At 65.4% G+C, this 22,696-nt stretch carries 18 protein-coding genes; 7 read left to right on the plus strand and 11 right to left on the minus strand.

The window, feature by feature from the left end:
* Positions 1-143 precede the first annotated feature (143 nt).
* Positions 144-2,000, plus strand: a complete 1,857-nt coding sequence (locus ACS8Y6_RS08570; protein WP_440855388.1) for a monovalent cation:proton antiporter family protein — start codon at positions 144-146, stop codon at positions 1,998-2,000.
* Positions 2,001-2,044: 44 nt separating this feature from the next.
* Here ACS8Y6_RS08570 and ACS8Y6_RS08575 read toward each other — a convergent pair whose 3' ends face one another.
* Complete coding sequence (locus ACS8Y6_RS08575) at positions 2,045-2,878, minus strand: lipid-binding SYLF domain-containing protein (protein ID WP_440855389.1); 834 nt, start codon at positions 2,876-2,878, stop codon at positions 2,045-2,047.
* 282 nt (positions 2,879-3,160) lie between these two features.
* Here ACS8Y6_RS08575 and ACS8Y6_RS08580 point away from each other — a divergent pair, with 282 nt between their 5' ends.
* Together ACS8Y6_RS08580 and ACS8Y6_RS08585 are read left to right on the plus strand one after the other, a co-directional pair.
* Complete coding sequence (locus ACS8Y6_RS08580) at positions 3,161-3,406, plus strand: LysE family transporter (RefSeq protein ID WP_440855390.1); 246 nt, start codon at positions 3,161-3,163, stop codon at positions 3,404-3,406.
* A gap of 254 nt (positions 3,407-3,660) precedes the next feature.
* Positions 3,661-4,068, plus strand: coding sequence for a LysE family translocator (locus ACS8Y6_RS08585; RefSeq protein ID WP_440855391.1), 408 nt, complete (start codon positions 3,661-3,663; stop codon positions 4,066-4,068).
* A gap of 49 nt (positions 4,069-4,117) precedes the next feature.
* On the opposite strand, the gene ACS8Y6_RS08590 is transcribed toward ACS8Y6_RS08585, so the two are convergent.
* On the minus strand, positions 4,118-4,999 hold the full coding sequence (locus ACS8Y6_RS08590; protein WP_440855392.1) for an aldo/keto reductase family oxidoreductase: 882 nt from the start codon (positions 4,997-4,999) through the stop codon (positions 4,118-4,120).
* 211 nt (positions 5,000-5,210) lie between these two features.
* On the opposite strand from ACS8Y6_RS08590, the gene ACS8Y6_RS08595 reads away from it, so the two are divergent.
* Positions 5,211-6,527: an APC family permease gene (locus ACS8Y6_RS08595; protein WP_440855393.1), complete on the plus strand. Its 1,317-nt coding sequence runs from the start codon at positions 5,211-5,213 to the stop codon at positions 6,525-6,527.
* Positions 6,528-6,560: 33 nt separating this feature from the next.
* Here the strand turns inward: ACS8Y6_RS08595 and ACS8Y6_RS08600 are convergent, their stop codons facing one another.
* From ACS8Y6_RS08600 to ACS8Y6_RS08635, 8 genes are all read right to left on the minus strand, one after another.
* On the minus strand, positions 6,561-7,421 hold the full coding sequence (locus ACS8Y6_RS08600) for an SDR family NAD(P)-dependent oxidoreductase (RefSeq protein WP_440849274.1): 861 nt from the start codon (positions 7,419-7,421) through the stop codon (positions 6,561-6,563).
* A 72-nt stretch (positions 7,422-7,493) separates the two neighbouring features.
* The gene (locus tag ACS8Y6_RS08605) at positions 7,494-8,363 is read right to left on the minus strand and encodes a hypothetical protein (RefSeq protein WP_440855394.1); all 870 of its coding nucleotides are present in this window, start codon (positions 8,361-8,363) and stop codon (positions 7,494-7,496) included.
* A 237-nt stretch (positions 8,364-8,600) separates the two neighbouring features.
* Positions 8,601-10,217 (minus strand): MBL fold metallo-hydrolase, encoded by a 1,617-nt coding sequence (locus tag ACS8Y6_RS08610; RefSeq protein WP_440849272.1) that lies wholly within the window; start codon positions 10,215-10,217, stop codon positions 8,601-8,603.
* 104 nt (positions 10,218-10,321) lie between these two features.
* Complete coding sequence (locus ACS8Y6_RS08615) at positions 10,322-11,353, minus strand: C-terminal binding protein (protein WP_440849271.1); 1,032 nt, start codon at positions 11,351-11,353, stop codon at positions 10,322-10,324.
* A 43-nt stretch (positions 11,354-11,396) separates the two neighbouring features.
* Positions 11,397-12,653 carry a TRAP transporter large permease gene (locus ACS8Y6_RS08620; protein WP_440849270.1) on the minus strand — a complete coding sequence of 419 codons (1,257 nt, stop codon included), beginning with the start codon at positions 12,651-12,653 and terminating at the stop codon, positions 11,397-11,399.
* 1 nt (position 12,654) lies between these two features.
* Positions 12,655-13,152: a TRAP transporter small permease gene (locus ACS8Y6_RS08625; RefSeq protein ID WP_440849269.1), complete on the minus strand. Its 498-nt coding sequence runs from the start codon at positions 13,150-13,152 to the stop codon at positions 12,655-12,657.
* Positions 13,153-13,257: 105 nt separating this feature from the next.
* Complete coding sequence (locus ACS8Y6_RS08630) at positions 13,258-14,376, minus strand: TRAP transporter substrate-binding protein (RefSeq protein ID WP_440849268.1); 1,119 nt, start codon at positions 14,374-14,376, stop codon at positions 13,258-13,260.
* A gap of 537 nt (positions 14,377-14,913) precedes the next feature.
* On the minus strand, positions 14,914-16,560 hold the full coding sequence (locus ACS8Y6_RS08635) for a methyl-accepting chemotaxis protein (RefSeq protein WP_440855395.1): 1,647 nt from the start codon (positions 16,558-16,560) through the stop codon (positions 14,914-14,916).
* Between ACS8Y6_RS08635 and ACS8Y6_RS08640 the strand changes: the two genes are divergently transcribed.
* A complete protein-coding gene (locus ACS8Y6_RS08640) occupies positions 16,514-17,653 on the plus strand; it encodes an MOSC domain-containing protein (RefSeq protein WP_440855396.1) in 1,140 nt (379 codons plus the stop codon). The two genes, ACS8Y6_RS08635 and ACS8Y6_RS08640, sit on opposite strands and share 47 nt — an antisense overlap.
* Positions 17,654-17,832: 179 nt before the next feature.
* Positions 17,833-18,651 (plus strand): COG4705 family protein, encoded by an 819-nt coding sequence (locus ACS8Y6_RS08645; RefSeq protein ID WP_440849265.1) that lies wholly within the window; start codon positions 17,833-17,835, stop codon positions 18,649-18,651.
* Between the two features lie 110 nt (positions 18,652-18,761).
* Here ACS8Y6_RS08645 and ACS8Y6_RS08650 read toward each other — a convergent pair whose 3' ends face one another.
* Positions 18,762-20,915, minus strand: coding sequence for a beta strand repeat-containing protein (locus ACS8Y6_RS08650; RefSeq protein ID WP_440849264.1), 2,154 nt, complete (start codon positions 20,913-20,915; stop codon positions 18,762-18,764).
* A 745-nt stretch (positions 20,916-21,660) separates the two neighbouring features.
* Here ACS8Y6_RS08650 and ACS8Y6_RS08655 point away from each other — a divergent pair.
* A complete protein-coding gene (locus tag ACS8Y6_RS08655) occupies positions 21,661-22,512 on the plus strand; it encodes a hypothetical protein (protein ID WP_440855397.1) in 852 nt (283 codons plus the stop codon).
* Positions 22,513-22,696 lie beyond the last annotated feature (184 nt).

A 22,696-nucleotide genomic window follows, 5' to 3' on the forward strand; every position in this document is an offset into this window, starting at 1 on the left:
CTGGCCGCTTTCGACCACAGAGCCCGATAGCGTCATAGCCGGCGCCGGCGGCCGGCCATGATCGCGCCAACGCCGCTACGCGATAACCGGGCGCCGCAGCCGGCCCCGTGCCGCGTATTCCGTCCGCCCGACTCACCGATCGTATGCATTCCAACGATATCTCTTTCGTCCCGTTGCTGGTGGTCATCGCGCTGAGCTTCGCGGTGCCCGTGGCGCTGTCGCCGGTACGTCGTCTGGGCATCCCGGTGGTGGTCGGCGAGATCGCCGCCGGTATTCTGGTCGGCGACAGCGGCCTGCATCTGGTATCGCAGGATTTCGTGCTCAAGGTGTTGTCGGTGTTCGGCTTCGCCTACCTGATGTTCCTGTCCGGCCTGGAGATCGATTTCTCCGGCCTCGAGCCGCGCCGGGGCCTGCGCGCGAGCAACACCGGCGCCCGGCTCAAGCGCAATCCGTTCGTGATCGGCGGAGCGGCGTTCGCGCTCACCGCGCTGTGTTCGCTGGCCGCGGGGTTCTATCTGGCCGGTATCGGCCTGGTCGCACAGCCGTGGCTGATGGCGCTCATCCTGTCGACCACGTCGCTTGGCGTGGTGGCGCCGGTTCTCAAGGAACGCGGGCTGCTCGAAACCACTTACGGCCAGACCCTGCTGGTGGCGGCGCTGATCGCCGATTTTGTCACCATTCTGCTGGTCAGCGGCTATGCCATGCTGCGTGTGGGCGCGACCGTGGATCTGCTGCTGATTCTGGTGCTGCTGCTCGCCTTCGTCGCCGCCTGGCGCCTGGCCGAGCGGGCGCGCTCGCACCTGCCGGCACAACGCCTCATGCATGCCTTGTCCACCGCCACTTCGCAGATCCGCGTACGCGGCTCGATGGCGTTGGCGCTGGTCTTCATCGCGCTGGCCGAGAGCCTCGGCATCGAGAACATCCTGGGGGCGTTTCTGGCCGGTGTGATCGTATCCATGCTGTCGGGCAGCGAGAGTTCGGTGCTGCGCGAGAAGCTCGATGCGATCGGCTACGGTTTCTTCATCCCGATCTTCTTCATCATGGTCGGGGTCAAGTTCGACCTGCCGGCGCTGCTGTCCTCCGAGTCGCCCTGGGAGACGATCGGCGTGCTGGTGGTCGCGGCCTTCGGCGTCAAGCTGGTGGGCTCGCTGGTGTTCCGGCTGGCCTTCGGCTGGCGCGAGACCTTCGCCGCCAGCACCCTGCTCTCGGCGCGCCTGTCGCTGATCATCGCGGTGGCCGCGATCGGGGTGGAGATCGGCGTGATCTCGCCGGCGCTGGATGCCGCCATCATTCTGGTCGCCATCATCAGCTGCCTGATCTCGCCGATCGCCTTCAGCCGCCTGGCGCCGCGGCGCTATCAGTCGGCGCAGCAGACGCTGGTGATCGGCGATGATCGCGACAGCCGCGCCCTGGCCGCCCGGCTCGAACAGATGGGCCGCAACGTACGCACCGTGACCGAGCTGCCGGCCGGCGAGAACGGCAACCCACCATCACGGGCGCGTTTGTCGGAGTGCCTGCGTACGGCCGGCATCGAACAGGCGCAGACCGTGATCGCCATGGCCGACACCGACGAAGACAATCTGCAGATATGCCGCGTGGCGCGCGAGGTGCACGCCGTGCGCAAATTGCTGGCCTGGGTGCGTGATCCGGCTTACAACGCGCGGTTCCGGTCTGCCGATGTGCGCATCGTCAATCCGGCCTATGCCAAGCTGCTGTTGCTGGAGAGCATGGCGCTGGACGCCGGCCAGATCGATGGCCGCGTGCACGAGGACGACAACCACGAGATCCGTATCGCCAAGCTGCAGAACAGTTGGCTCGCGGATCGGGAGCTGCGGCATCTGAACCTGCCGGAAGGCACGCGGGTGCTGCGCATCGAGCGCCGCGGCGCAGTGCTGGAGGCCGAGCCTGCCACCCTGCTGCGGGTCAACGATACGCTGACCGTGGTCGGTGCCCGCGACGATGTCGACGCCGTGACACGCCGGTTGGCGCGCCGCTGGTAGGACGAAGGCGCCCGGCCGCCAAGCCGGCCGGGCGCCGCAGCGTCTTACGAAGAGCCGTTGCTGCTATTACCGGCGTTGGCGCCCTGACCGTTCTGGCCCTTGACCACCATGCTGGCGTTGTATTTCGACGCTGGTGCGAACCGGCTCAGTGCGTTCGTGAACGCATTGATCGTCTGCGGGACCTGCGTCGGCTGGAACGGCTTGCCGTGCGCCTTCTTGGCGCCGTAGATCGCCTTGTCGATATCCTGGTTGCGCGACAGCGTGGCGCCCTTGATCGCCGCACCGGCAAAGCCGCCGGAACTGCTCAGGCGATAAGTGATGATCTGCGCCGGCGCGGTGTGCACGCTGGCGTGGGCACCGGCCGGGCCGGCCGTGGCCGAAGCCTTCGCGCCGATCTTGATATTGCCGTTGGTGAGATCCTTTATGGCGTTGTTACCCATGAACAACACGATCACTTTCGTAACCTTGGCGCCCGCCTGAAAGCCGACGCTGCCGCCGGACAGGCTGTAGAAGGTCGGCGCGGTGTGGTCCCAGTTGCCGGATTTGTCGCGGCAGGCCACCACGCCATCGCCGTTCTTGCCGGCCACCAGGAAGCCTTCCTTGAATACGCTCGGGAACACGCCGATGCAGTGGGCGCCGTTGATCAGCGACTGTGGGATGCGTTCCTGGGCGGGTTTTTGCATCTGGCCGCGCAGTACGCCGGCTGCACTGTAGGCGAGCTGGGCGGGTGTGCCGGCGTTAACGCTGGCGCCAGCGTTGGCGTGCGAGCCGCCCTGGTTGTGATCGTTGTGGTTGTTCTGGGCCAGGGCCGGGGCACAGGTGAATGCCAGGGCTGCTACCGAAACGGCCGCGGCTGAAAGATGCGGTTTGCGAATCATAACGATGCTCCACTGTGTAGAAACGATGACAATCCCTCGCTCCATCTGCGTGGCATGCGCGTTTTCGCCATCGGCAGGCAGGATTGCCGGCACGTCGTCGACCGGCGGCAATGCGGGTCGAGCGACCGATTCACCGTAGCGGCGCTGGCCGGTAACGTTAATCCGTGCGGCTGACTAACGGTACTAAGGAGATTCCTCTATGCGCCCTGCCGCCCGCGCACGCATTGCCTGGGGTGGCGGCGCGAGCTAATCTCGCCAAGTACGCCGACCGAGGGTGATGCCATGCCGGGTTTACACGAGTTTCTGCTCTTTGTCGGCGCCGGGCTGCTGCTCAATATCACGCCGGGTGCCGACATGCTCTTTGTGGTCAGCAACGCCGGACGGCATGGGCTGGCCCGCGGCATCGTGGCCGCCTGGGGCGTGTTTGCCGGCACGCTGGTGCATATCACCCTCGCCGTGGTCGGGCTGTCGGCGCTGCTGGCGGCGTCAGCCACGGCCTTCGCGCTGGTTAAGAGCCTATTCCAATAGGGCGACGTAGTCTGCGCTGGCCTGAGCGTGTGACAGGCTAGGCGCGGCCGACGCCGCGTGGTCATGCCACGTCAGGAGGCCGCAACACCGCCTGGCGCGCGCTCAGGCCAGCCCTTTGGGGCGCTCGCCCGGGCCGCAGGGCGGTGTCAGGGGCTCCTTATGTGGCGCCACCACATCGCGTCGCCCCTTCCTACCCCTGCGGCCCGGGCGAGCGCCGCAGCCCACGTCGCCCGATTGGAATAGGCTCTAAGTGTGTGGGCGCGGGTTATCTGGTCTATCTGGGCCTGCGGCTGTTGCTGGCGCGTCGCCAGGCGCCCGGACCGGCCAAGGCGCCGCGCGATCGCCTGCCGGCGCCCCGGCTGGCCGCGGTCTTCCGGCGCGGGCTGCTCATCAACGTGCTCAATCCCAAGATTGCGTTGTTTTTCCTGGCGTTCCTGCCGCAGTTCATCGATCCTGCGGCCGGTGATCGCACGCTGGCCTTCGCCGTGCTCGGGCTGACCTTCAACAGCACGGGAACGACCGTGAACTGCCTGGCCGCACTGGCTGCGGTCGGCGTGGGTCAGCTGCCCGCGGTGCGCGCGATCGGCCGTGTGGCGGAGCGGCTCGTGGGCGCGTTGTTCGTCGGGCTCGGGGTTCGGTTGGCCGCGGGCCACGTGGACTGACGCGACCAACCGTCGACCGACCCCGGGGCTTACTCGCCGACTGTCGTTGTCAGCCGGTCGTTGCCGTCTCGCCGGCCACGCGATCAAGCTCGGCGAGATCGTCCGCGGTCAATTCCAGGGCGGTCGCTGCCAGATTCTCGCGCAGGTGCTGCGGCGACGAGGTGCCCGGTATCAGCAGGATGTTGGGCGAGCGCTGCAGCAGCCAGGCCAGCGCGATCTGCATCGGCGTCGCGTTCCGGCGGGCGGCGACCGCGTCGAGAATCCCCGACTGCAGCGGATTGAAGCCGCCAAGCGGGAAGAACGGCACGTAGGCGATGTCTTGGCCGGCCAGGTCGTCGATCAGGGCATCGTCGTCGCGATGGGCGAGATTGTAGAAGTTCTGCACGCAGACGATATCCACGATCGCCCGGGCCTCGGCGACCTGGGTCGGGGTAACGTTGCTGAGGCCGATATGCCGCAGCAGCCCTTCGCGCTGCAGCTCGGCCAGTACGTCCAGCGCTTCGGCGAGCGAGCCTTCGGCCGGCCCGTGGGCCGAGAACATCGCCCGCAGGTTCACGACATCGAGCGTCTCCAGCCCAAGGTGTTGGAGGTTGTCATGCACGGCGCGCCGCAGTTCGTCCGGCGCGAATGCCGGGTTCCAGGCGCCATCCTCGCCGCGTTTGGCGCCGATCTTGGTTACCAGCGTCAGATCGTCGGGATAGGGATGCAGAGCCTCGCGTATCAGGTGGTTGGTGACGTGCGGGCCATAGAAATCCGAAGTATCGATATGATCGACGCCGTGTTCGATCGCATCGCGCAATACCGCTCGGGCGGTCTCGGGCTCGCGGGGCGGGCCGAACACGCCCGGCCCGGCGAGCTGCATGGCGCCGTAGCCCATGCGTTTGACGCGGCGATCGCCGAGTGTGTAAGTGCCGGCCTGGTCGATGTTCATGCGGGCGCATCTGGGGTGTGGAATGCGAGTGAGGTTAGACGGTGTGACCGCGTCCGACAATATTGCCGAGGGTCGGAACAAGCCCTGGCCGGCGGAAATTGTGGGAGACTTGCGACGATGAAGACCGAGCCGGGCGTGTGCCATCGGATCAATCGCCGCATCCGGCCCACCGAAGCCGTGCGCCGATTCGCGGCCAGGGTGAGCTGAGCCGATGGTGCCGGGCGAACATGCCGCGGGCCCGGGCCGGGCGATTGGCCTCTGGGGCGCGGTGGCGATCGGCGTGGGCGGCATGGTGGGCGGCGGCATCTTCGCCGTGCTCGGCGAGGCAATGGCGCTGTCGCATGGTGCGACGCCGGTGGCGTTTCTCGTCGGCGGTGTGATCGCGCTGGTCACGGCGGTGGCTTATGCGAAGCTGTCGGTGGCCTATCCCAGCCGTGGCGGAACGGTGGCTTTCATCGACGCGGCCTTCGGCAACAATCTGTTGTCCGGTAGTGTCAATCTGATGCTGTGGCTGAGTTATCTGGTCACCATCGCCCTGTATGCCACCGCGTTTGCCTCCTATGCCGGCACTTTTTTCGGCTCCGGCCGCGGCGTGCTGCTCGAGCACGCCCTGATCAGTCTGGCGATCGTGCTGCCGACCGTGATCAATCTCGTCAGCGCGTCGCTGGTAAGCCGGTCCGAAACCGCGGTGGTGGCGCTCAAGATCGCGTTGCTGGCGATCGTGATCGTGTTCAGCGCGTCGCATGTGGATGCTTCCCGGCTCGCCCCCGCGCATTGGGGGTCGATGTTGTCGATCGTCTCGGCCGGCATGATCATCTTCGTGGCCTACGAAGGCTTCGAGCTCATCGCGAACTCGGCCGAGGATATCCGTCAGCCGGACCGGAACCTGCCGCGTGCTTTTTTGATTGCCGTGAGCTCGGTGGTCGCACTTTACGTGCTGATCGCGCTGATTGCCGTGGGCACGGTGCCCGAGGCCCAGGTGCTGGCGGTGCGCGACTACGTGCTCGCGGTGGCTGCCGAACCGGCGCTCGGCCGGGCCGGTTTCGTGCTGGTGGCGCTCGCCGCCGTGCTCGCCACGTTGTCCGCGATCAACGCTACGCTCTATGGCAACGCGCGCTTGGGTTATGTACTCGCCCGCGATGGCGTGCTGCCCCGCCGTTTCGATGCCGAACGCCACGGCCTGCCGATGACCGGCGTGCTGGCCACGGCCGTGCTCAGCCTCGTTCTGGCCAATGTCATCGACCTGACCGACATCGCCATCATCGGCAGTGCGAGCTTTCTGCTGGTGTTTGCCCTGGTCAACGCCGCGGCCTGGCGGCTGGCCCCGCAAATTCACGGATTGCGCACGCTGCACGGGTTGGGGGTGCTGTTATGCGCGGTGGCGCTGGTTGTGCTGATCGGCCATACCTGGCGAAGCAATCCGGCCGGCGTGGCCGTTTTCGCCGGCTTCATTGTCGTGTCCGGGCTGTTCGAATTCGTCTACGGGCGCGGCGTGCGCGGTCATTTCCTGCACCGCCACTACCACTGAACAGGTTCACCACCGGGCGCACGCGCCGGGTCGTCAGCCCTTCGCGCCGTCGTTCACGAACGCCTTGAAGGCATCGGCGTAATCCGGATGCCAGCGCGACAACGGCGGGCGGTTCTCGACGATGTCGCCGATCGCCCACTGCATGCGTTTTTCGTCGAGCCAGCGCGGGACGTCGTTGTCCGGGCAGAGGATGTAGAAATCGCCGGCATCCAGACGATCGAACATGAAGTCGGCGGTCTGTTCCGGGGTCCAGGCCGATTCCGGTTTTTCGGTCTCGCCCGGGCGGGTGAGCTGGGTGAACACAAAGCCCGGGATCAGCAGATGCGCGGTCAGCTCGCAGCCGTCGGTGTTGCGCAGTTCGTGCGCCAGCGCTTCGGTGAAGGCTTTCAGACCGGCCTTGGCGGTGTTGTAGGCCGGATCGCCCGGCGGGGTGGTAATGCCCTGCTTGGAGCCGGTGTTGATGACCAGGCCGGGCCCGCCGCGCTCGAGCATCTTCGGTACGAACGTCTGGGTGCCGTGGATCGCGCCCCAGAGGTTGATGCCGATCACCTGGCGCCAGTTCTCGGCCGGGCCGAGGATGTGGCTGCCGGGCTGGACGCCGGCGTTGTTCATGAGCACATCGGTGCCGCCGAAGCGCGAACGGACGACCGACTCGAGCGTGATGACCTGCTGCACGTCGGCCACATCCACGGCGTGGGTCATCACGTCGGCGTCGTGATCCGCGCCGGCCGCCCGCACCGCGGCTTCGGCCTCGGCGAGGCGCTCCATGTCGCGGTCGGCGATGCAGACATGCAGGCCACGCTTGGCGAAACCCTCGGCCGCGGCGCGGCCGATGCCGGCCGCGCCACCGATCACCACGGCCACCTGGCCCGGTACCAGAGCAGGATGCGTCATATCGATTGTCTCGTTTTTCGGAGTGTATCCACAGTTATGAGGGTCGGCCCGGCCGGGGACAAGCAAGCCGGCTCACGACGAATCCGGAACGCCGGCCGGGTACGCGGACGGTCGCGACGCGCGCATCAGGCGGGCCATCTCGTCCAGGGTCTGCGCGTGCAAAGCGTCGGCCGGTTGGCCCGCGAGCACGGTGCCCCACGCCAGCTGCGGGTGGGCGCCGTGCGGCGGTGCGCTCAGGACTTGCAACGCGGCGGCGACGGCGTCCCGGTCGTGGGCGTTGGCGGCCCGGCGAGCCAGCCAGTGGCCGCGATAGCGCGCTGCGATGACATGGCTCATGGCCACCGGTTGCACCCTCAGTTCCGGCACACGACGCGCGAGGTAGCTGGCGCTGGGCGACCAGCATTCGAGTGCGGCCAGAGCGTCGTTCAGATCCGATGCCGGGTCGGGCTCGATGCGCCCGGCGGGGTAAGTCAGCAGCGTGCCGCCGGCGCGCAGATGCCGGGTGGCGGCACGCACCGCGAGGGCCCGAGCGCCTCCGGCCGTGGCCACCATGATCAGGTGCTGCCGAAGGGCCGGCAGGGCATGGAACAAGGGGCGTTCGGCGACCAGCAGGCGGACGTCGTGTTCAGCCAGTCGCGACAACAGCGCTATCGCGTCCACCAGCCCGGGGTGATTCGATACCAGCAGCAGCGGTGAGCCGGGCGCCGCCGGCTGGCCGTGTTGTGACACCGGGCCGGCCCACTGGCTGAGCCCCCAGCCGCAGGCGGCGGCCAGCCCGTCGCCGGCGATGCGGTCATCGAACTCGATCAGCTGCCGGGCGAACCCATCGATACGGCGCGCCACCAGGCGCAGCAAAAGGCGGCGAGGCAGCTGCGCCAGCCAAGGCGAAGCCCAAAGCGCATCGAGCGCGTCCCGGCGGCAGATCGCGGCGACCCGGGCCATGCGGGCCGGGCCGCCACCGGGCGCGCTCGGCGGACGTATGCAGGCGTCGCGGCGCAGATTGTCTCCCTGTTCATGCGCGAGATGTGTGCTCGGGTCACCCGGCGCCGGCATGTGTCGGGGCGTGGCGCACGAGTGTGGTTCGATGATGTCTTATTGCAGCGGCCGCGGCCCGCGCTGTCCAGTGTCGAAAGGTCTTGCATCCGTGACGCGGGCGGGCGGTTTGCCGCGCGCATGCGGCTACTCGATGGTTTCGTCGGCGCGGCGCAGCGCGCTCAGGCTGGGCATGGGACGGTTGCGCCACCGCAAATCGGCCGCATCGAGATCATAGACTCGTCCCGTCTCGGCCAGTTCGACGCCCGCGATCGCCCGATCGGTCACCGGCCCGGTGGCGGCGCGAGCCCGGAGCGTGGCAGCCAGCCCGTTGCGCATCTCGGCATCGCCGTGGTTGAGGTACACCGTGGCGGCGCGTGTCGCCGTGGCATCGCGATTTCGCTCGAAGACAAAGCGGGCGAGCGCCTCCACGTCGCCATGGCCGGAATAATAGTCGCCGAAGTCGACGATACGCGCGCGGACGCGTTCGGGCTCGATGCGGGCGTTGCCCAGCGCCAGGGGCCTGTCGGCCGGCCATTCGTCGGCGGCGAGCTGGCGCAGGCGGCCGGCGCCGGTGTCGGGCGGGGCATAGCCGCAGAGCACGACGGTCGCGGCCGGATTGCCGATCTGGTCGACGATGAAATCGACGATGCGCCCGCCCTGGCACATGCCGCTGCCGGCCAGTGCGATCAGGCGATTGAGCGCCGGATCGCGCATGGCGCGCAGCGTACCGCCGGGCGCGCGGTTGTGCTGCACGCGCTGCCAGAGCGCGGCCAGATGGGCGTCCACTTCGGCTTCCTGGCTCAGGCCGAGGCGCTCGGCCAGCAGGGGATTGCGGTAGGACCGCGCGGCGGTGCCGCCGCCGCTGCCATCCGCGAGTGCGGCGCCAAAGACATCGGTCATGCGCACGGCCAGCGGTGCATCCAGCGACAGCCAGCGGGGCCGGCCGCGGGCATCCGGGCGGCCGATTTCCGTTGTGCGTAGCACGTAATCCAGATCGAACAGCAGTTCCTGGGCGCGATGGATGGCGAAACAGGGCGCGATCACCGGCCCGCCGCCACGGGCGTCGCTGTCGGCAAACAGCTCGGACCACGCGAGCATGCGCGCGGCGAACGATTTGTAGTGCGCCGCGCGCGCCGGTTCGGCGCCGCGCGTGGATTCCACCACCATGTAATCGGCCGGGCCCGGCAGGGTCTGGCCGGCCAGCAGCGATTGAAACGGGTTGTCGGGCGTATTGCCGCCGATGTCGCCGCTGAACACGATCGAGCGTTCCATGCCCACACGGCTGCGCCAGGTCACGGTCACCGCCACCGCGCCGAGAATATGCGCGCTGCGATGAAAGGTCAGCCACAGGCCGTGCAGGCGCAGGGCTCGATCGAAGGCGAAGTCCGGGCGCTGATCGAGCGGCTGGAAATCGATCCGTTCGACATCCGCCGCGTCGTATTCGTCGCTGAACTTGGCGGCGTCGAGCAGCGCCAGCTCGGTCAGCCCGGCGGTGGCCTCGGTGCAGTACACCGGGCCGCGGAATCCGGCACGGTGCAGTTGCGGCAGCCGGCCGGTGTGGTCGCGATGGGCATGGGTGAGCACCACGAAATCCAATTGCCGGGCATGGAAGCCGAGTCCGGGCGCGCCGTCCGAGAATCCGGCGCCGCGCTCGGCGTGGGCGCCGCAGTCGATGAGAAAACGAACGCCGAGGCGCGCGTCGACCAGCAGGCTGGCCGAGCCGGTCACGCTCTCGGCGCCGCCGAGGAAGCTGAGTTGCATGGACACAGATGAAGCGTCGGTCCCGCCGGCGCAGGCGGCGGGAAAAGTCGATCTCTGCATCCTACCCGTGAACGCGCCGCCTGGATGCAGGCTTCGTCCCGCTCTCAGCCGTGGCCGTACTGGCTCAGATGCTCGGCGTTGACGCAGTTGCGCAGGCCCTCGCCGCGCAGGTAGCGCATCAGCGTTTCGGTCGACAGCCGGCGTGCATCGGCGCGGCTCGCCGGGCTGTACCAGGCGGCGTGCGGGGTGAGGATCAGCCGGTCCCGCAGGCGTTCGTCGCCGCGTTCGATGGCGGCGAACAGCGGCCGGTTCATGTCCGGCGGCTCCTCGGGCAGTACGTCCAGCGCGGCACCGGCGATCCGGCCTTCGACCAGCGCGTCGTGGAGCGCGTCGATATCGATGACGGCGCCGCGGGCGGTGTTGATCAGCACCGCGTGTTTCGGCATGAGCGCCAGCGCTTCGGCATCGATCAGGTGATGGGTGGCCTCGTTGAGCGGCGTATGCAGGCTGACGGCATCACAGCTTTGCAGCAGTTCGGCGAGGCTGTCGACCCGCGACACGCCAACCGCGATTTCCTGGCCGCGCGGCAGTTCCGGATCGTAGGCGACCACTTCGATGCCGAAGGCCTTGGCGCGCAGGGCCGTGGCGGTGCCGATACGCCCGAGCCCGACGATGCCGAGCCGGCTGCCGCGCACGCGCTCGACCTGCGGCGCGCCGGGCTTGAAGGCATCCACCGGCGCGCGTTGCAGGCGCTGGTCGTGAAACACCAGGCCGCGCCGGAAGGCCAGCAACATGCCGATGGCATGATCGGCGACTTCGCTGGTGCCGTAGTCCGGCGTGTTGCAGACCGGGATGCCGGCCGCCGCGGCCGCGTCCAGATCGATATGATCGAAGCCGACCCCGGCGCGCACGATCACGCGGCAGTTGTCGAGTTTCGCGATCAGTTCGCGGTCGATGAAGACTTCGTGCCAGACCAGCAGCGCATCGGCCGCTCGCCAGTACTTCTCGTCGATGCGCGCGGCCTCGCGCTCGCGAAAGATATCGAAGGCGAACGCCGGCCCGGCGGTCTTGCGTTCGAGTTCGGCATCGTCGTCGTACTGGGCATCGGGCGTCAGAATACGAAAGGCGCGGCTCATTGGCGGTCCGTCGGATCGGGTGGGCGGGAGCCGGGTTTGCGCTTTACTGGTACCACAGCACAAGCCCGGGGAAGAGAATGAACAGGAACAGCAGTGCAAACAGCACGCCGTAGTAGGGCAGCAGGCTGCGTGAGAGTTTCTCCATGCTGACGCCACCCACGCCACAACCGACATAGAGCACGGTGCCCACGGGCGGGGTGATCAGGCCGATGCCGAGTGCGAACGACATCAGTACGCCGAAATAGACCGGGTCGATGCCGAGCTTGGTGACCACCGGCGTCATCAACGGCGCGAGGATGACCATGGCCGGCGTCAGGTCCATGAAGAAGCCAACCAGCAACAGCACCACCATGATGATCGCCAGCATCGGCAGACGTTGGTCGGTGAGGCTGGTCAATGCGGTCACGATCTCCTGCGGCACCATGTTGGCCGTGAGCAGCCAGGCGAGCACGTTGGCGAAGGCCAGCAGCAGCAACACCATGCCGGTGAGCTCGCCGGTCTGCATGCAGAGTTTGAAGAACTTCAGCGGCGTCAGGCTGCGATAGACAAACATCGAGAGGACGATGGCATACAGCAGCGCGATGGCCGAGCTTTCGGTCGGCGTGAAGATACCGCCGAGAATGCCGCCGACGATGATCAGCGGCAGCATCAGTGCGGGCAGGGCGCCGAAGAACGAGTCGATGACCTCGCGTACCGAAAACGCCTGGGCGCGGCCGCTCTTGCGAGAAGTCAGGTAGGTCGTCGCCATCAGGCCGGCGGTGATCAACAGGCCCGGCACGATGCCGGCCAGGAACAGCTTGGAGATCGATGTATTGGTGACCACACCGAACAGAATCATCGGGATCGATGGCGGCACGATGATACCCACCACCGACGCCGCGACCACGATCGCGGTGGCGGCCGCGCCGGAATAGCCATGATCTTTCATCGGCTTGATCAGCATGCCGCCGATCGCCGAGGCGTCGGCCACGGCCGAGCCGCTGATGCCGCCGAAAAACATCGAAGTCACCACGGCGATCTGGCCGAGCCCGCCGGCCATGAACCCCACCAGCGCACTGGCGAAACGCACCAGACGGTTGGCGATGCCGCCATGGCTCATCACCTCGCCGACCAGAATGAACAGCGGGATCGCCAGCAGGGGAAAGGAATCCAGCCCGTTGACCGACTGCTGGATGATGGGCGACAAGGCATAGCCATAGTGAAACATCAGATAAATGCTCACGCTGGCCAGGCCGATGGCAACCGGAACGCCGATGGCCAGCAGGACCAGCAGCCCGAACAACAGACCCAGCATCAGCATGTCAGGCGCTCCTCATCACGCGCGCCAGCAGGCGCAGCAGGTCGGCGGTGTTGGCCAGGAACATAAAGGCCGCAAATACCACCATCGCAATGTACAGATACGTCATGGGGATACCCAGCAACGGCGTCGAACTCACATAGCCGGATATCAATTGCAGATAGGCGAAGACGATGATCACGCAGATCATGTATACGATCGCGATCTTGATGAGTTCGAACACCGCCGCCACCCCGCCCGGCACGGCGTCCTTGAGAATGGCCACGGCGATATTCTGGCGACGCAGACAGGCGACGCCGGCGCCCAGCAGAACCGCCCAGATGAAGAAAAAGCGCGACATCTCGGCCGCCCAGTCGTAGGAGCTGTCGAGCACATAGCGTCCGAAGACATTGGCCGATACGCAGAAGAACACGGCAAGAACCAGACAGCCGACCACAATGGCCAACCCTGTCCGCAGATAGCCGATCCCGCTTTCGAAAATACATACGAACCGTTCAATCATGGGCGTGTCCTGATTCGTCCCGGTGACGCCATCCCGGCCGCTCCGATGAAAACGAGCCGGGCGGATACCCGGCTCGTCGCACAAGCAGCGATGGCGAAGGCCGTGCTACTGGCTGTTGCCGGCAATAGCCTGCGTATGGCCGGTGGCCTTCATGACGTTGTCGAACAGCGGCTCGCCGATCTGGCCCTTGAAGTCCTGGTAGACCGGCATCGCCTTCTTGCGGAAGGCCGCGCGCTGTGCCTTGGTCAGTTCCGTGATCTTCAGGCCTTTCTTTTCCAGGTCCTGTTTCGCCTGATGGGCGATGTTCACCGCAGCCCGACGCTCGTAGTGGCCGGCCTGGACGGCGGCGGTCTTGACCAGCTTCTGGTATGGCTTCGGCAGCCGCTGGTAGAAGCGCTGCGACATCAGCGTAATGAACGGCGTGTAAACGTGACGCGTATCGGTTGCGTTGGACTGTACTTCATAGAACTTCGACGTCAGGATCGTGATCCACGGGTTCTCCTGAGCGTCCACCGTGCCCTGGTCCAGGGCCGTGAACAGTTCGGCGAACGACATCGGTGTCGGATTGGCGCCCAGCGTCTTCCAGATATCGAGCTGCACCGGGCTCTGCATCGTCCGGATCTTGAGCCCCTTGAGCTGGGATGGCTTGGAGATCGCGCCCTTGCTGTCGGTCAACTGTCGGAAGCCGTTCTGGGCCCAGGCGAGCGCGACCAGCCCATTGTTCTGGTTGCTGAGCTGCTTGAGCAGCTTCTGGCCGACCGGCCCGTCGAGCACTTGATGGGCCTGTTTGGCCGAGGAGAAAAGAAACGGCAGATCGAACACCGCCAGCTTCGGCTGCATCTTGATCAGCGGCGAGGTCGAGGGCTGCGTCATTTCGAGGGTGCCGGACTGCAGCGCACTGGTCATCTGGAGATCGCCGCCGAGCTGGGCGCTCGGGAAGATGTTGACCTTGATATGGCCGCCGCTACGCTGCTCCACGATTTTCTTGAAATACTCCACGCCCTGGTACTGCGCGCTTTCCTTGGCCAGGCCGATGCCGAACTTGATCGTGAACTGTTGATTGCTTTTGATCTTGACCGGGCTGCCGGTGACTTTCGGTATCGGCAGGAAATGCAGCGAATCGCTGCTGCTGTTGGAGGCAGCGCTGGCAGCACCGGCGGCGAGCACACCACCTATCAGGCCAGCGTATACGGCGGCATGCCGGGCGAACGTTATGATTTTCATGGCTCTCCTTCAGTGGTCTGGGATTCGCGATGAGCGAATCGTCACGTCGCATCTGGACATCCGCTACCGGGTAGCGTGTAGATCGGCGATTGGATGATCGGTTTTTTATTGCGCTGCATGTTGACCATAGATGCACCCAAGCATGTCGACAATGCGCTTGCGACCAAAGTCTCGTCCCTGGTCTTGACGGGTGGGTCCGGCTTGCCACGCGGCAAATGGGAACGGTTTCAAGGCCTGCGGCCGAATCGGCGTTCGGATTCGGCCGTGCCCGGCGGTCGTTATCGCTAGCCGATCGACCGGGGCGAGTCAGGCGTCTTTGCGCCCGAGTTGTGCGGGCGCGGCGCCGCGACGGCCGCGAATGTGCGGTCGGGGGGAAGCGCTCACCGGCGGCTCAGGCCAGAGCGTGCGGGCCCGCATGCGCATCGGATAAGCGACTCATGACGCCATCCGGCGTGCGTATTCGCCTGCGCTGGCTGTTCGAAGAGGCCTGTCGGCGGCCTGGACCGCCGACCTGACTCGAGAAGCGCACGATCTGCGCTATGCCGCCGCGCCCTGGCGTGCGGGCAGCGCGTGCGCTGCGGGCATGGGCGCGCTGTCTCCTCGCGCATCTTTCGGGCTCGCGCCGTCGCTGTGCCCGTGTTCGTCGAGCGCGCGCGGATGCAGTTCGAAGAACGCCACGCGTTGCTTGAGTGCACGCGCCTGTTCTTCGAGCGAACGGCCGGCGGCCGCGGATTGTTCCACCAGGGCCGCGTTCTGTTGCGTGACACCGTCCATCTGTGAAATCGCCAGATTCACCTGTTCGACGCCGGAGGATTGCTCCTGGCTGGCCGCGGCGATCTCGGAGACGAGATCGCTGACCTTGTGCACGCTCACCACGATTTCATCCAGCATCTTGCCGGAGCGTGCGACCTGTTCGGAGCCGTCGGCGACCTTGCTGGCGCTGTCGGCCACGAGCTTCTTGATATCGTCGGCCGCCGATGCGCTGCGGCTGGCCAGGCTGCGGACTTCGGTGGCGACCACCGCGAAGCCGCGGCCCTGCTCGCCGGCCCGGGCGGCTTCCACCGATGCATTCAGCGCCAGCAGGTTGGTTTGAAACGCGATTTCGTCGATCAGGCCGACGATCTCGTTGATCTGACTGCTGGATTGTTCGATCGCCTGCATCGAGGCCACGGCACGCGAGGCCACTTCGCTGCCCTCGCTGGCCTGGGTTCGCACGCTCTGGGCCACCTGATTGGCCTGCGCCGCGTTGTCGGCGTTCTGCTTGACCGTGGAGGTCATCTGTTCCATCGAGGCCGCGGTCTGTTGCAGGCTCGCGGCCTGCTCCTGGGTGCGATTGCTGAGCTCGTCATTGCCGGCCGCGATTTCGTCGGCGCCGGCGGTCACTGAATCCGCCCGGTTGTCGACGTCGCTGACCACGTCATACAGACGGGCGCGCATCGATTCGATGCCGTCGATCATGCCGCCGAATTCGTCGCGATAGGGGTTATCGACACGATCTTGCAGTCGACCCTCCGTGATCGCGGCGACGAACCCGCGGGCCGCGGCCAGCGGGCGCATGATGCCGGCCATCAGCCACAGCATCACGAGCAACGCCAGTACGAACACGGCCGCCCCGGCGGCGATGATGGTGATCTCGGACTGGTGCGCCGAAGCCCGGGTATCTGCATAGGCATTGGCGGCGGCGCCACGCTGCATTTTCCAGAGCTGGTGCAGTTGCTGGGCCAGCGTGTCGATGGGCGCGTGCAGCGATATGCCGTAGATATTGGTGGCATCGAGCATGTCGGCTTGCTTGAGATTGGACACGAAATCGCCAAGCGAAGCCTCGATCGTCTTGAGATTCTTCCGGGCCTGGTCGGCCAGCTTTCGTTCCTTCGGGCTCGTGATCAGCGCGGGGTAGTAGGCTTTCCAGCCCTGATTCACATTCTTTTCGATCGTGCCGATCCGGTTCGCCGCGCGTTGCATGGCCGAGGCGTCGGCCTGCGACGTCAGCAGCGTGCTGACCGTTGAGCGCAGATCATTGACCTGCCGATTGAGGCTGGAAATCGTCTCGATGCCGGTGAGATTCTGGTTGTAGATCGCGGCCGTATTATCCGCGGCACGGCGAATCGACCAGACCGAAAGCGCGCTGAGCAGGGAAATGAACACCAGCGCCGCCCCAAAGCCGATCGCGAGCTTTGCGCGCACACTTTTTCTCGGATTCAACATCGAATATCTCCTCAGCGATTGGTTTTATCGTTTTTTTGGTTTTGCGATGCGGCGCCGTGACGGCATCACAAGGCGCGATAGCCCTATGTCCTACAATCGGCCGCCGGAGTACAGACTTGAGTGTGCCGGGGCGGAGGTCATGGTTTCGGACCCCGCCGGGAGCCGATTGAAATGGGCTGTCCGTGCCGTCGCAGAGGCGGGCTCCGTCCGCGCGCCTCCAAGCGCACGCCGGCCTGGCGGATTGGTTAATCTGGCGGGCGAATCCGCGAACGACAGGCCGGCCGTGCCCACACTTTCCGCCTTGTACCGCTACCCGATCAAATCCGCCGCCGGCGAGGCACTGGACCGCGCGACGGTGACCGAGGAAGGCTTGCTGCGTGACCGCCGCTTCATGCTCGCCCGGCCTGATGGCAGCTTCGTCACGGCCCGCCGGTACGCCGGCCTGCAGCGCGTGGTCGCCCGCTTCGATGGCGAGCAGCTGTTCGTGATGCACGATAACCATCCGGCTGTCAGCGAGTCGCGCCATGCCTTCGCGCGCCAGCCGTTCCAGACCCGGGTCTGGGGCGATGAATTCCCGGCGCTGACCACAACCCTGCGTCTTGATGCGTGGTTCAGCCGCATCGTCGGCGAGCCGGTGCATCTGCTGTGGCTCGGTGATCGATCGCATCGCCACCGCGACTCGATCGGTGTCCGTGTGAGCTTTGCCGACGGTTATCCGCTGCTGCTGACCGCCGAGGCATCGCTGGCCGATGTCAACGCGCGTACCGACGGTAGCCACGTCATGGCGCAGTTCCGGCCCAATGTTGTCGTCGCCGATAGCGCGGCCTTCGCTGAGGACGGCTGGCAACGCATTCGTATCGGCGATGTCGTGTTCCGGGTGGACAAGCCTTGCGGGCGTTGCGTAATGATCACGGTCGATCCCGCCACCGGCGAGCGCCGGCCCGACGGCGAACCACTGCGCACCCTCGGCACGTATCGCAGGCAGGGCAAGGAGGTCTGTTTCGGCCAGAATCTCGTCGCCGAGAACAGTGGTGAGCTGCGGGTCGGACAGGGGGTCGAGATTCTCGAGTGAGCGAGCGCCGGTCGGCATTCTCGTGCGGCCCGGCCCATGCCGCCCGGCGTGCTGGCGAGCCGGCCGATCATCCTTGAAACGAAAGTTCGATCCGACCCGGGGGCGCTCTGCTAGCGTTCGTCAGCCGTCGCCGCGGAGAGCGACGGCGCTCGTCTTGCCCTGAACCCGCGGGATCGAATATGCCCCATGCCCCTGAAAGCGCCGTATCGCCAGCCCGGAATGCTCTGGTCAAGGTGCCGGAGATCACGATCTTCTTCTGGATCGTCAAGTTGCTGACCACGGCCATGGGCGAATCGACCTCGGATTTTCTGGTCTATCACATCAATCCGTATGTCGCGGTGGTGCTGGGCACGCTGGGCTTCGTTGTGTCGCTGGCGCTTCAGTTCGTCGTCACCCGCTACATTCCCTGGGTTTATTGGCTCGTGATCGTGATGATCGGGATCTTCGGCACCATGGTCGCGGACGTGGCCCATATCGTGCTCGGGGTGCCGTATTTCGTGTCGACGGCGGCGTTTGCGGTGTCGCTTGTCGTCATATTCGCGCTCTGGGCGCGAGTCGAGGGCACGCTGTCGATCCACAGCATCCATACCACGCGCCGCGAAATATTCTATTGGGCGGCGATCATCGCGACGTTCGCCCTGGGGACGGCGGCCGGCGACATGACCGCGACCACCTTCGATCTGGGCTATTTCGACTCGACGCTTGTCTTTACCGGCGTATTCATCCTGGCCGGCGTGGCCTGTGCACTGACAAGCCCGGGTGTGGCCCGGATCCTGCTGTTCTGGCTTGTCTACGTATTGACGCGGCCCGTGGGCGCGTCCTGCGCGGACTGGCTCGGCAAATCGCATCAGTTCGGCGGCATGGGATACGGCGACGGGGTCGTGAGCGTCGCGCTGGGGGGGCTGATCGTCGTCTTCGTTGCCTACCTGACCGTGTCCGGAAAAGACCGGCGCGAAGAAGCTGCCGGATTCCGGGGCGTGGCGCCAGCGGGTGGATAATACCGACCGCCGAGGGGCGGCCGTCTCGCCGCCGCCGCCATGGCAGCTGGCAGGCATGAAAAAACCCCGGGCGACGCATGCCGTCCGGGGTTTGCCCAGCTGTGCAGCCTTCAGCTCAGCGCGGGGCGTCCGCGACGCGGCAGGCGCCATTTGAAGACCCCGATCAACGCGAGGCCGACGGCCAGTAGCCCGAGGCCGCTCGGCTCGGGCACCGGCCGTGCGCCGCCGACCGATGCGACGGTCAGGCGCAGGGCTCGATCCTGGCTGTTAGCCAAACCGACATCCGCGATGTCGAATTGCCAGCCGGAGCCGAAATCAAGCCCCTGCAGACCCAGGTTCGAGAGGTTCTCGAAACTTTGGGCCAGCATCACGTCGAGCGTGTCCCCGACTTGCAGGTTGTTGTCGGCCAGCAGGTTCAGGCCCAGCATGCTGCCGCTGCCGAAGTCGGCGATGCCGTCCACATTGACCTGGTCGGACGACTGGTTGCCGGCGATATCGAGATACAGCGAACCGTTCAGAGCCAATGGCCCCTGCACGCCGAGCGTGCCGACATCGCCATTGCCGTTGCCCGGCATCAATATGCCGCCGCTGGCAACGGTGGTGGCGCCGACCGCGCCGTGTCCGGCCAGCTTGGCCCCGTCGTTGACGGTGACATTGCCGGCGAGGCTGGCCCCGTTGCCGGCGTGATTGCCCACGATCAGCTCGCCGCTGCGCACCTGGGTGCGGCCGATATTCGTGTTGTTACCGTTGAGCACCGTGGTACCGGCGCCGACATTGACTTGCTGGAAGTGGGCGGCATTGCCCGCGTACGCGAACTGCTGGCCGGCGCCCGGGGTGATGTTCAGCGTGCTGTTGCCGCTACCGCCCGAGATGTCGCCCTGGACATGGGCCTGGCCACCGACGATGCCGAGGGTCGAATCGCCGCTGCCGAGATCGACGGCCTTGCCACTGCCGTCGGCCATGATTGTGCCGCTATTGGTCACCGTGGCATTGTTGCCGCCGGTGAAAATGGCCGCCTCGCTGCCGCCGCCCTCGATGGTGCCGCCCGCGAGATTGTCGATGGTCACCGTATGCTTGTTGGCCGCGCCCGTGACCGCGATGCCGGCCCCGGTCTGGCCCTGAATCAGGCCGCTGTTGGTCACCGATGAATCGGCAAAGATGCCTTGAATGGGAATCGGTTTGCCGGTATCGGGGCTCTTGTCGAGGCCGGCGAGCGTAATGCCGTGGCTCAGGCCCGCGTTGCTCTTGCCCACGATCGTACCGCTGTTGACGATCTTGCCGCCACCGACCGTGACGCCCTCGCTGGTCTCGCCGGCGGCGGCATTGAGCGACTGAATGGTGCCGGTATTGTTGATATCCACCAGCCCGTCGACATCGACCCCGTCGCCATCGCGATTGACGCCGTCGCCGCTGATCAGGCCGTGGTTGACCACCGTCACCTTTTCATTCGCGTTGAAACCATCGATATTGACGCCGGAGCCGTCGTCGCCCTGGATCGTGCCGCCCGCGTTATTGGTGACGTGCATGACGAAGTCGCCTTTGGTCGACGTATCCGTATTGCCGCCGGTGATGCCGTGTCGCGCCCCCTCGATGAGGCTGGTCGCGGCCGTGGCGTCCGGGTGGTTAACCACGGTCACGCCGCTGTTGTCCTGGGCATCGACGCCGTCGGTGCCGTCCATGCTATTTACCGGATTCGTGGACTTGATGGTCCCTTCATTGTTCACCACGCCATCCACGCCCGGGCGTATGCCATCGGCATCGAAAGCGGTGATCACGCCGCCGGCATAGTTGTCGACGGTGTTGCTGCCTTTGGTGATGTGATTGAAGTCGATCGCCTGTGCGCCGCCCTGGGAAATGTTCTTCGAATTGACCGTGCCGTAGTTCTCGAAGGTGACGTTGTTGCCCTTGTGCAACTGGATCGCATCGGCGTCCTTGCTTTGCAGCAGGGCGCCCGCTTCATTGATGACGGTCAGCGTGAGATTGCTGTTGTCATTGCGAATGGCGCGCCCGCTGCCCTGCTGGTCGATCGTGCCGGCATTGTCGATCGTGGTTTTGCCGGATACCGTGATTCCGATGCTGTCACTGCTGGACGGAATGACGAGGCTGCCACCCGCCTTGATCGTGCCGCTCTGGCCGCCGGTCAGCGTCTGTGGGCTCGTCAGCGTCTGGCCCGGGTCGATGGTGAATGAAGCGGCCAGCACGGCCGGGCTTTCCAGCGCGAGGCCGGCGGCGGCACAGATCAAGGCCGCCACCATCGGAGACATGCGATTGTTCATTGATTTTTAAGATATGGATATGGGCGCGAACCGCAAAGCAATATGCATGCCTTTTTTATTTTATATTTAACTTGCTGTTTTATTATATAAATAATTTATTCATCTCTACCCGAGTGTCAGGTTGTTCGACTCCAATAATTCATAAATTGCAATGTATTATTAATACAATTGTCTTAAAAGTTTAATATAACAAGAATTTTCGGGCTGTAGCTCCGGGCGGGCCGTAGCCGGTCGCGATCGGCGCAGCCGGAAACATTTTTCTCATGCGGCGATTCGGTGTAATAGAAATCGACACCCTTCGGGGCTGGCCGGCGGCGTAACCAAGCATTCGCAAATATTTTTCTCGGGACCACGACGGCCGCCATCCTGGGTTCGCGCTCAAGGGGCGGTGTCGGTCACCTACGGCGTCCACGCGCTGCTGGCCGCGCAGTGGGGTTTCAGGCGGTCCGCGGCTGTCCTGTTGCGGCGAGTTGCGATCGCGACGCCAAGCTCTTGGCGTCCTCGCCACGGCGCGACGACGTCTCTGCCCACCACCCGCACAACGCCGACTGGGCCAATCACTCGATTATCAACCGTATCGGGGCCCTTTTTTTCGGCTACCCAGGAAAGTCGGGCCACCAGAATAGCGGCCCGGCCGAATAGCATTTCAGCCGGTTTCATTGACGGCGGGGGTAAGCCAGCGCATGCGGTGTCGCCTCCCGGCCGACTTTTTCGGGGACGCAAGGAGAGGGGCATGAGGATTTCCTATCATTTTCACCAGGGCGTGATCGCTGCCGTCATTCTGGCCGCGGGCACCGCCGCTGCGCAGGCGGGCGCCACGCATGGCGCGCCGTCGGCGAATCTCGACGTCTATCGGCTCGGCTATACCGCGACGCACTTTTATCGCCAAGAGCATAGTTTCGATAGCCAGAAGGGCTGGATCAACGGAATTGACCTCCAGAAGCTCTATATCGGCAACCATTTTTATTACGACAGCGATCTCGGTTACAGCGCCGGTAGCGCCCACTACGACGGCGGCGTTCAATATGTGAACCCGAATACCGGCCAGGTCGGCTCGCAGCCGTATTCGACCTCGATCGATGAAAAGCTGCTGACCAGCCACGTCGACATGGGCCCGGTGTTTCGCCTGGCAGGTGGTCGGGATGCGATCGTGCCGTTTATCGGTATCGGTGTGCGCTACCACTACGATCACACGAGTACCGGGCGCGTGACTGCGCCGGGCTTCGGCTCGGCTCCGGTAGCGGCCAGCCGTGACGATCGGCTACAAGCACAGGCGCGTTTCGGCGCGATGGACCGTTTCGCGATCACCCGCAGACTCGGCCTGGAACTGAAGGGACTGGCCACCTACAACTTTTACGGCCGGCTCTCCAACACGCAGTATTCCGGAAACTACAAGGGCCACGACTGGGGCTATGTTGGCTCGGCCACCGCCGATTATCAGCTTACCCGCGTGCTGGGCATCTATGCGCGTGCCAGTTACACCAGGGTGCATACCTCGCGCATCCAGCTGTCGCAGACATTCTACGAGCCCTCGGCCAGCAGTGGCGTCACTCGCCTGACGGTAGGCGCCCAGGCGCACTTCTAGACCACAGTTCGCGTCATGGATTTCGATCGATTTCTCGTGCCAGGCAAGGCGCGGTGATGAGCCCTATCGGGTTCATTGGGCTGGACCCCATCGATATCCGTAGGCGCGCCATCCCGGGCAGTAGGGCTCGACCGCAGATGACTGCGGCCGGGCCCTGCGTCTTTTCTGGCTCGAATTGGAGCCT

This window comes from Salinisphaera sp. RV14 (genome assembly GCF_052044135.1).
Taxonomy (GTDB): domain Bacteria; phylum Pseudomonadota; class Gammaproteobacteria; order Nevskiales; family Salinisphaeraceae; genus Salinisphaera.

Bases quoted from the DNA above. Each gene is read 5' to 3' on its own strand.
- ACS8Y6_RS08570 (WP_440855388.1), top strand. From the start codon at position 144: ATGCATTCCAACGATATCTCTTTCGTCCCGTTGCTGGTGGTCATCGCG.
- ACS8Y6_RS08575 (WP_440855389.1), bottom strand. From the start codon at position 2,878: ATGATTCGCAAACCGCATCTTTCAGCCGCGGCCGTTTCGGTAGCAGCC.
- ACS8Y6_RS08580 (WP_440855390.1), top strand. From the start codon at position 3,161: ATGCCGGGTTTACACGAGTTTCTGCTCTTTGTCGGCGCCGGGCTGCTG.
- ACS8Y6_RS08590 (WP_440855392.1), bottom strand. From the start codon at position 4,999: ATGAACATCGACCAGGCCGGCACTTACACACTCGGCGATCGCCGCGTC.
- ACS8Y6_RS08595 (WP_440855393.1), top strand. From the start codon at position 5,211: ATGGTGCCGGGCGAACATGCCGCGGGCCCGGGCCGGGCGATTGGCCTC.
- ACS8Y6_RS08600 (WP_440849274.1), bottom strand. From the start codon at position 7,421: ATGACGCATCCTGCTCTGGTACCGGGCCAGGTGGCCGTGGTGATCGGT.
- ACS8Y6_RS08605 (WP_440855394.1), bottom strand. From the start codon at position 8,363: ATGGCCCGGGTCGCCGCGATCTGCCGCCGGGACGCGCTCGATGCGCTT.
- ACS8Y6_RS08610 (WP_440849272.1), bottom strand. From the start codon at position 10,217: ATGCAACTCAGCTTCCTCGGCGGCGCCGAGAGCGTGACCGGCTCGGCC.
- ACS8Y6_RS08615 (WP_440849271.1), bottom strand. From the start codon at position 11,353: ATGAGCCGCGCCTTTCGTATTCTGACGCCCGATGCCCAGTACGACGAC.
- ACS8Y6_RS08620 (WP_440849270.1), bottom strand. From the start codon at position 12,653: ATGCTGATGCTGGGTCTGTTGTTCGGGCTGCTGGTCCTGCTGGCCATC.
- ACS8Y6_RS08625 (WP_440849269.1), bottom strand. From the start codon at position 13,152: ATGATTGAACGGTTCGTATGTATTTTCGAAAGCGGGATCGGCTATCTG.
- ACS8Y6_RS08630 (WP_440849268.1), bottom strand. From the start codon at position 14,376: ATGAAAATCATAACGTTCGCCCGGCATGCCGCCGTATACGCTGGCCTG.
- ACS8Y6_RS08640 (WP_440855396.1), top strand. From the start codon at position 16,514: ATGAACACCAGCGCCGCCCCAAAGCCGATCGCGAGCTTTGCGCGCACA.
- ACS8Y6_RS08645 (WP_440849265.1), top strand. From the start codon at position 17,833: ATGCCCCATGCCCCTGAAAGCGCCGTATCGCCAGCCCGGAATGCTCTG.
- ACS8Y6_RS08650 (WP_440849264.1), bottom strand. From the start codon at position 20,915: ATGTCTCCGATGGTGGCGGCCTTGATCTGTGCCGCCGCCGGCCTCGCG.
- ACS8Y6_RS08655 (WP_440855397.1), top strand. From the start codon at position 21,661: ATGAGGATTTCCTATCATTTTCACCAGGGCGTGATCGCTGCCGTCATT.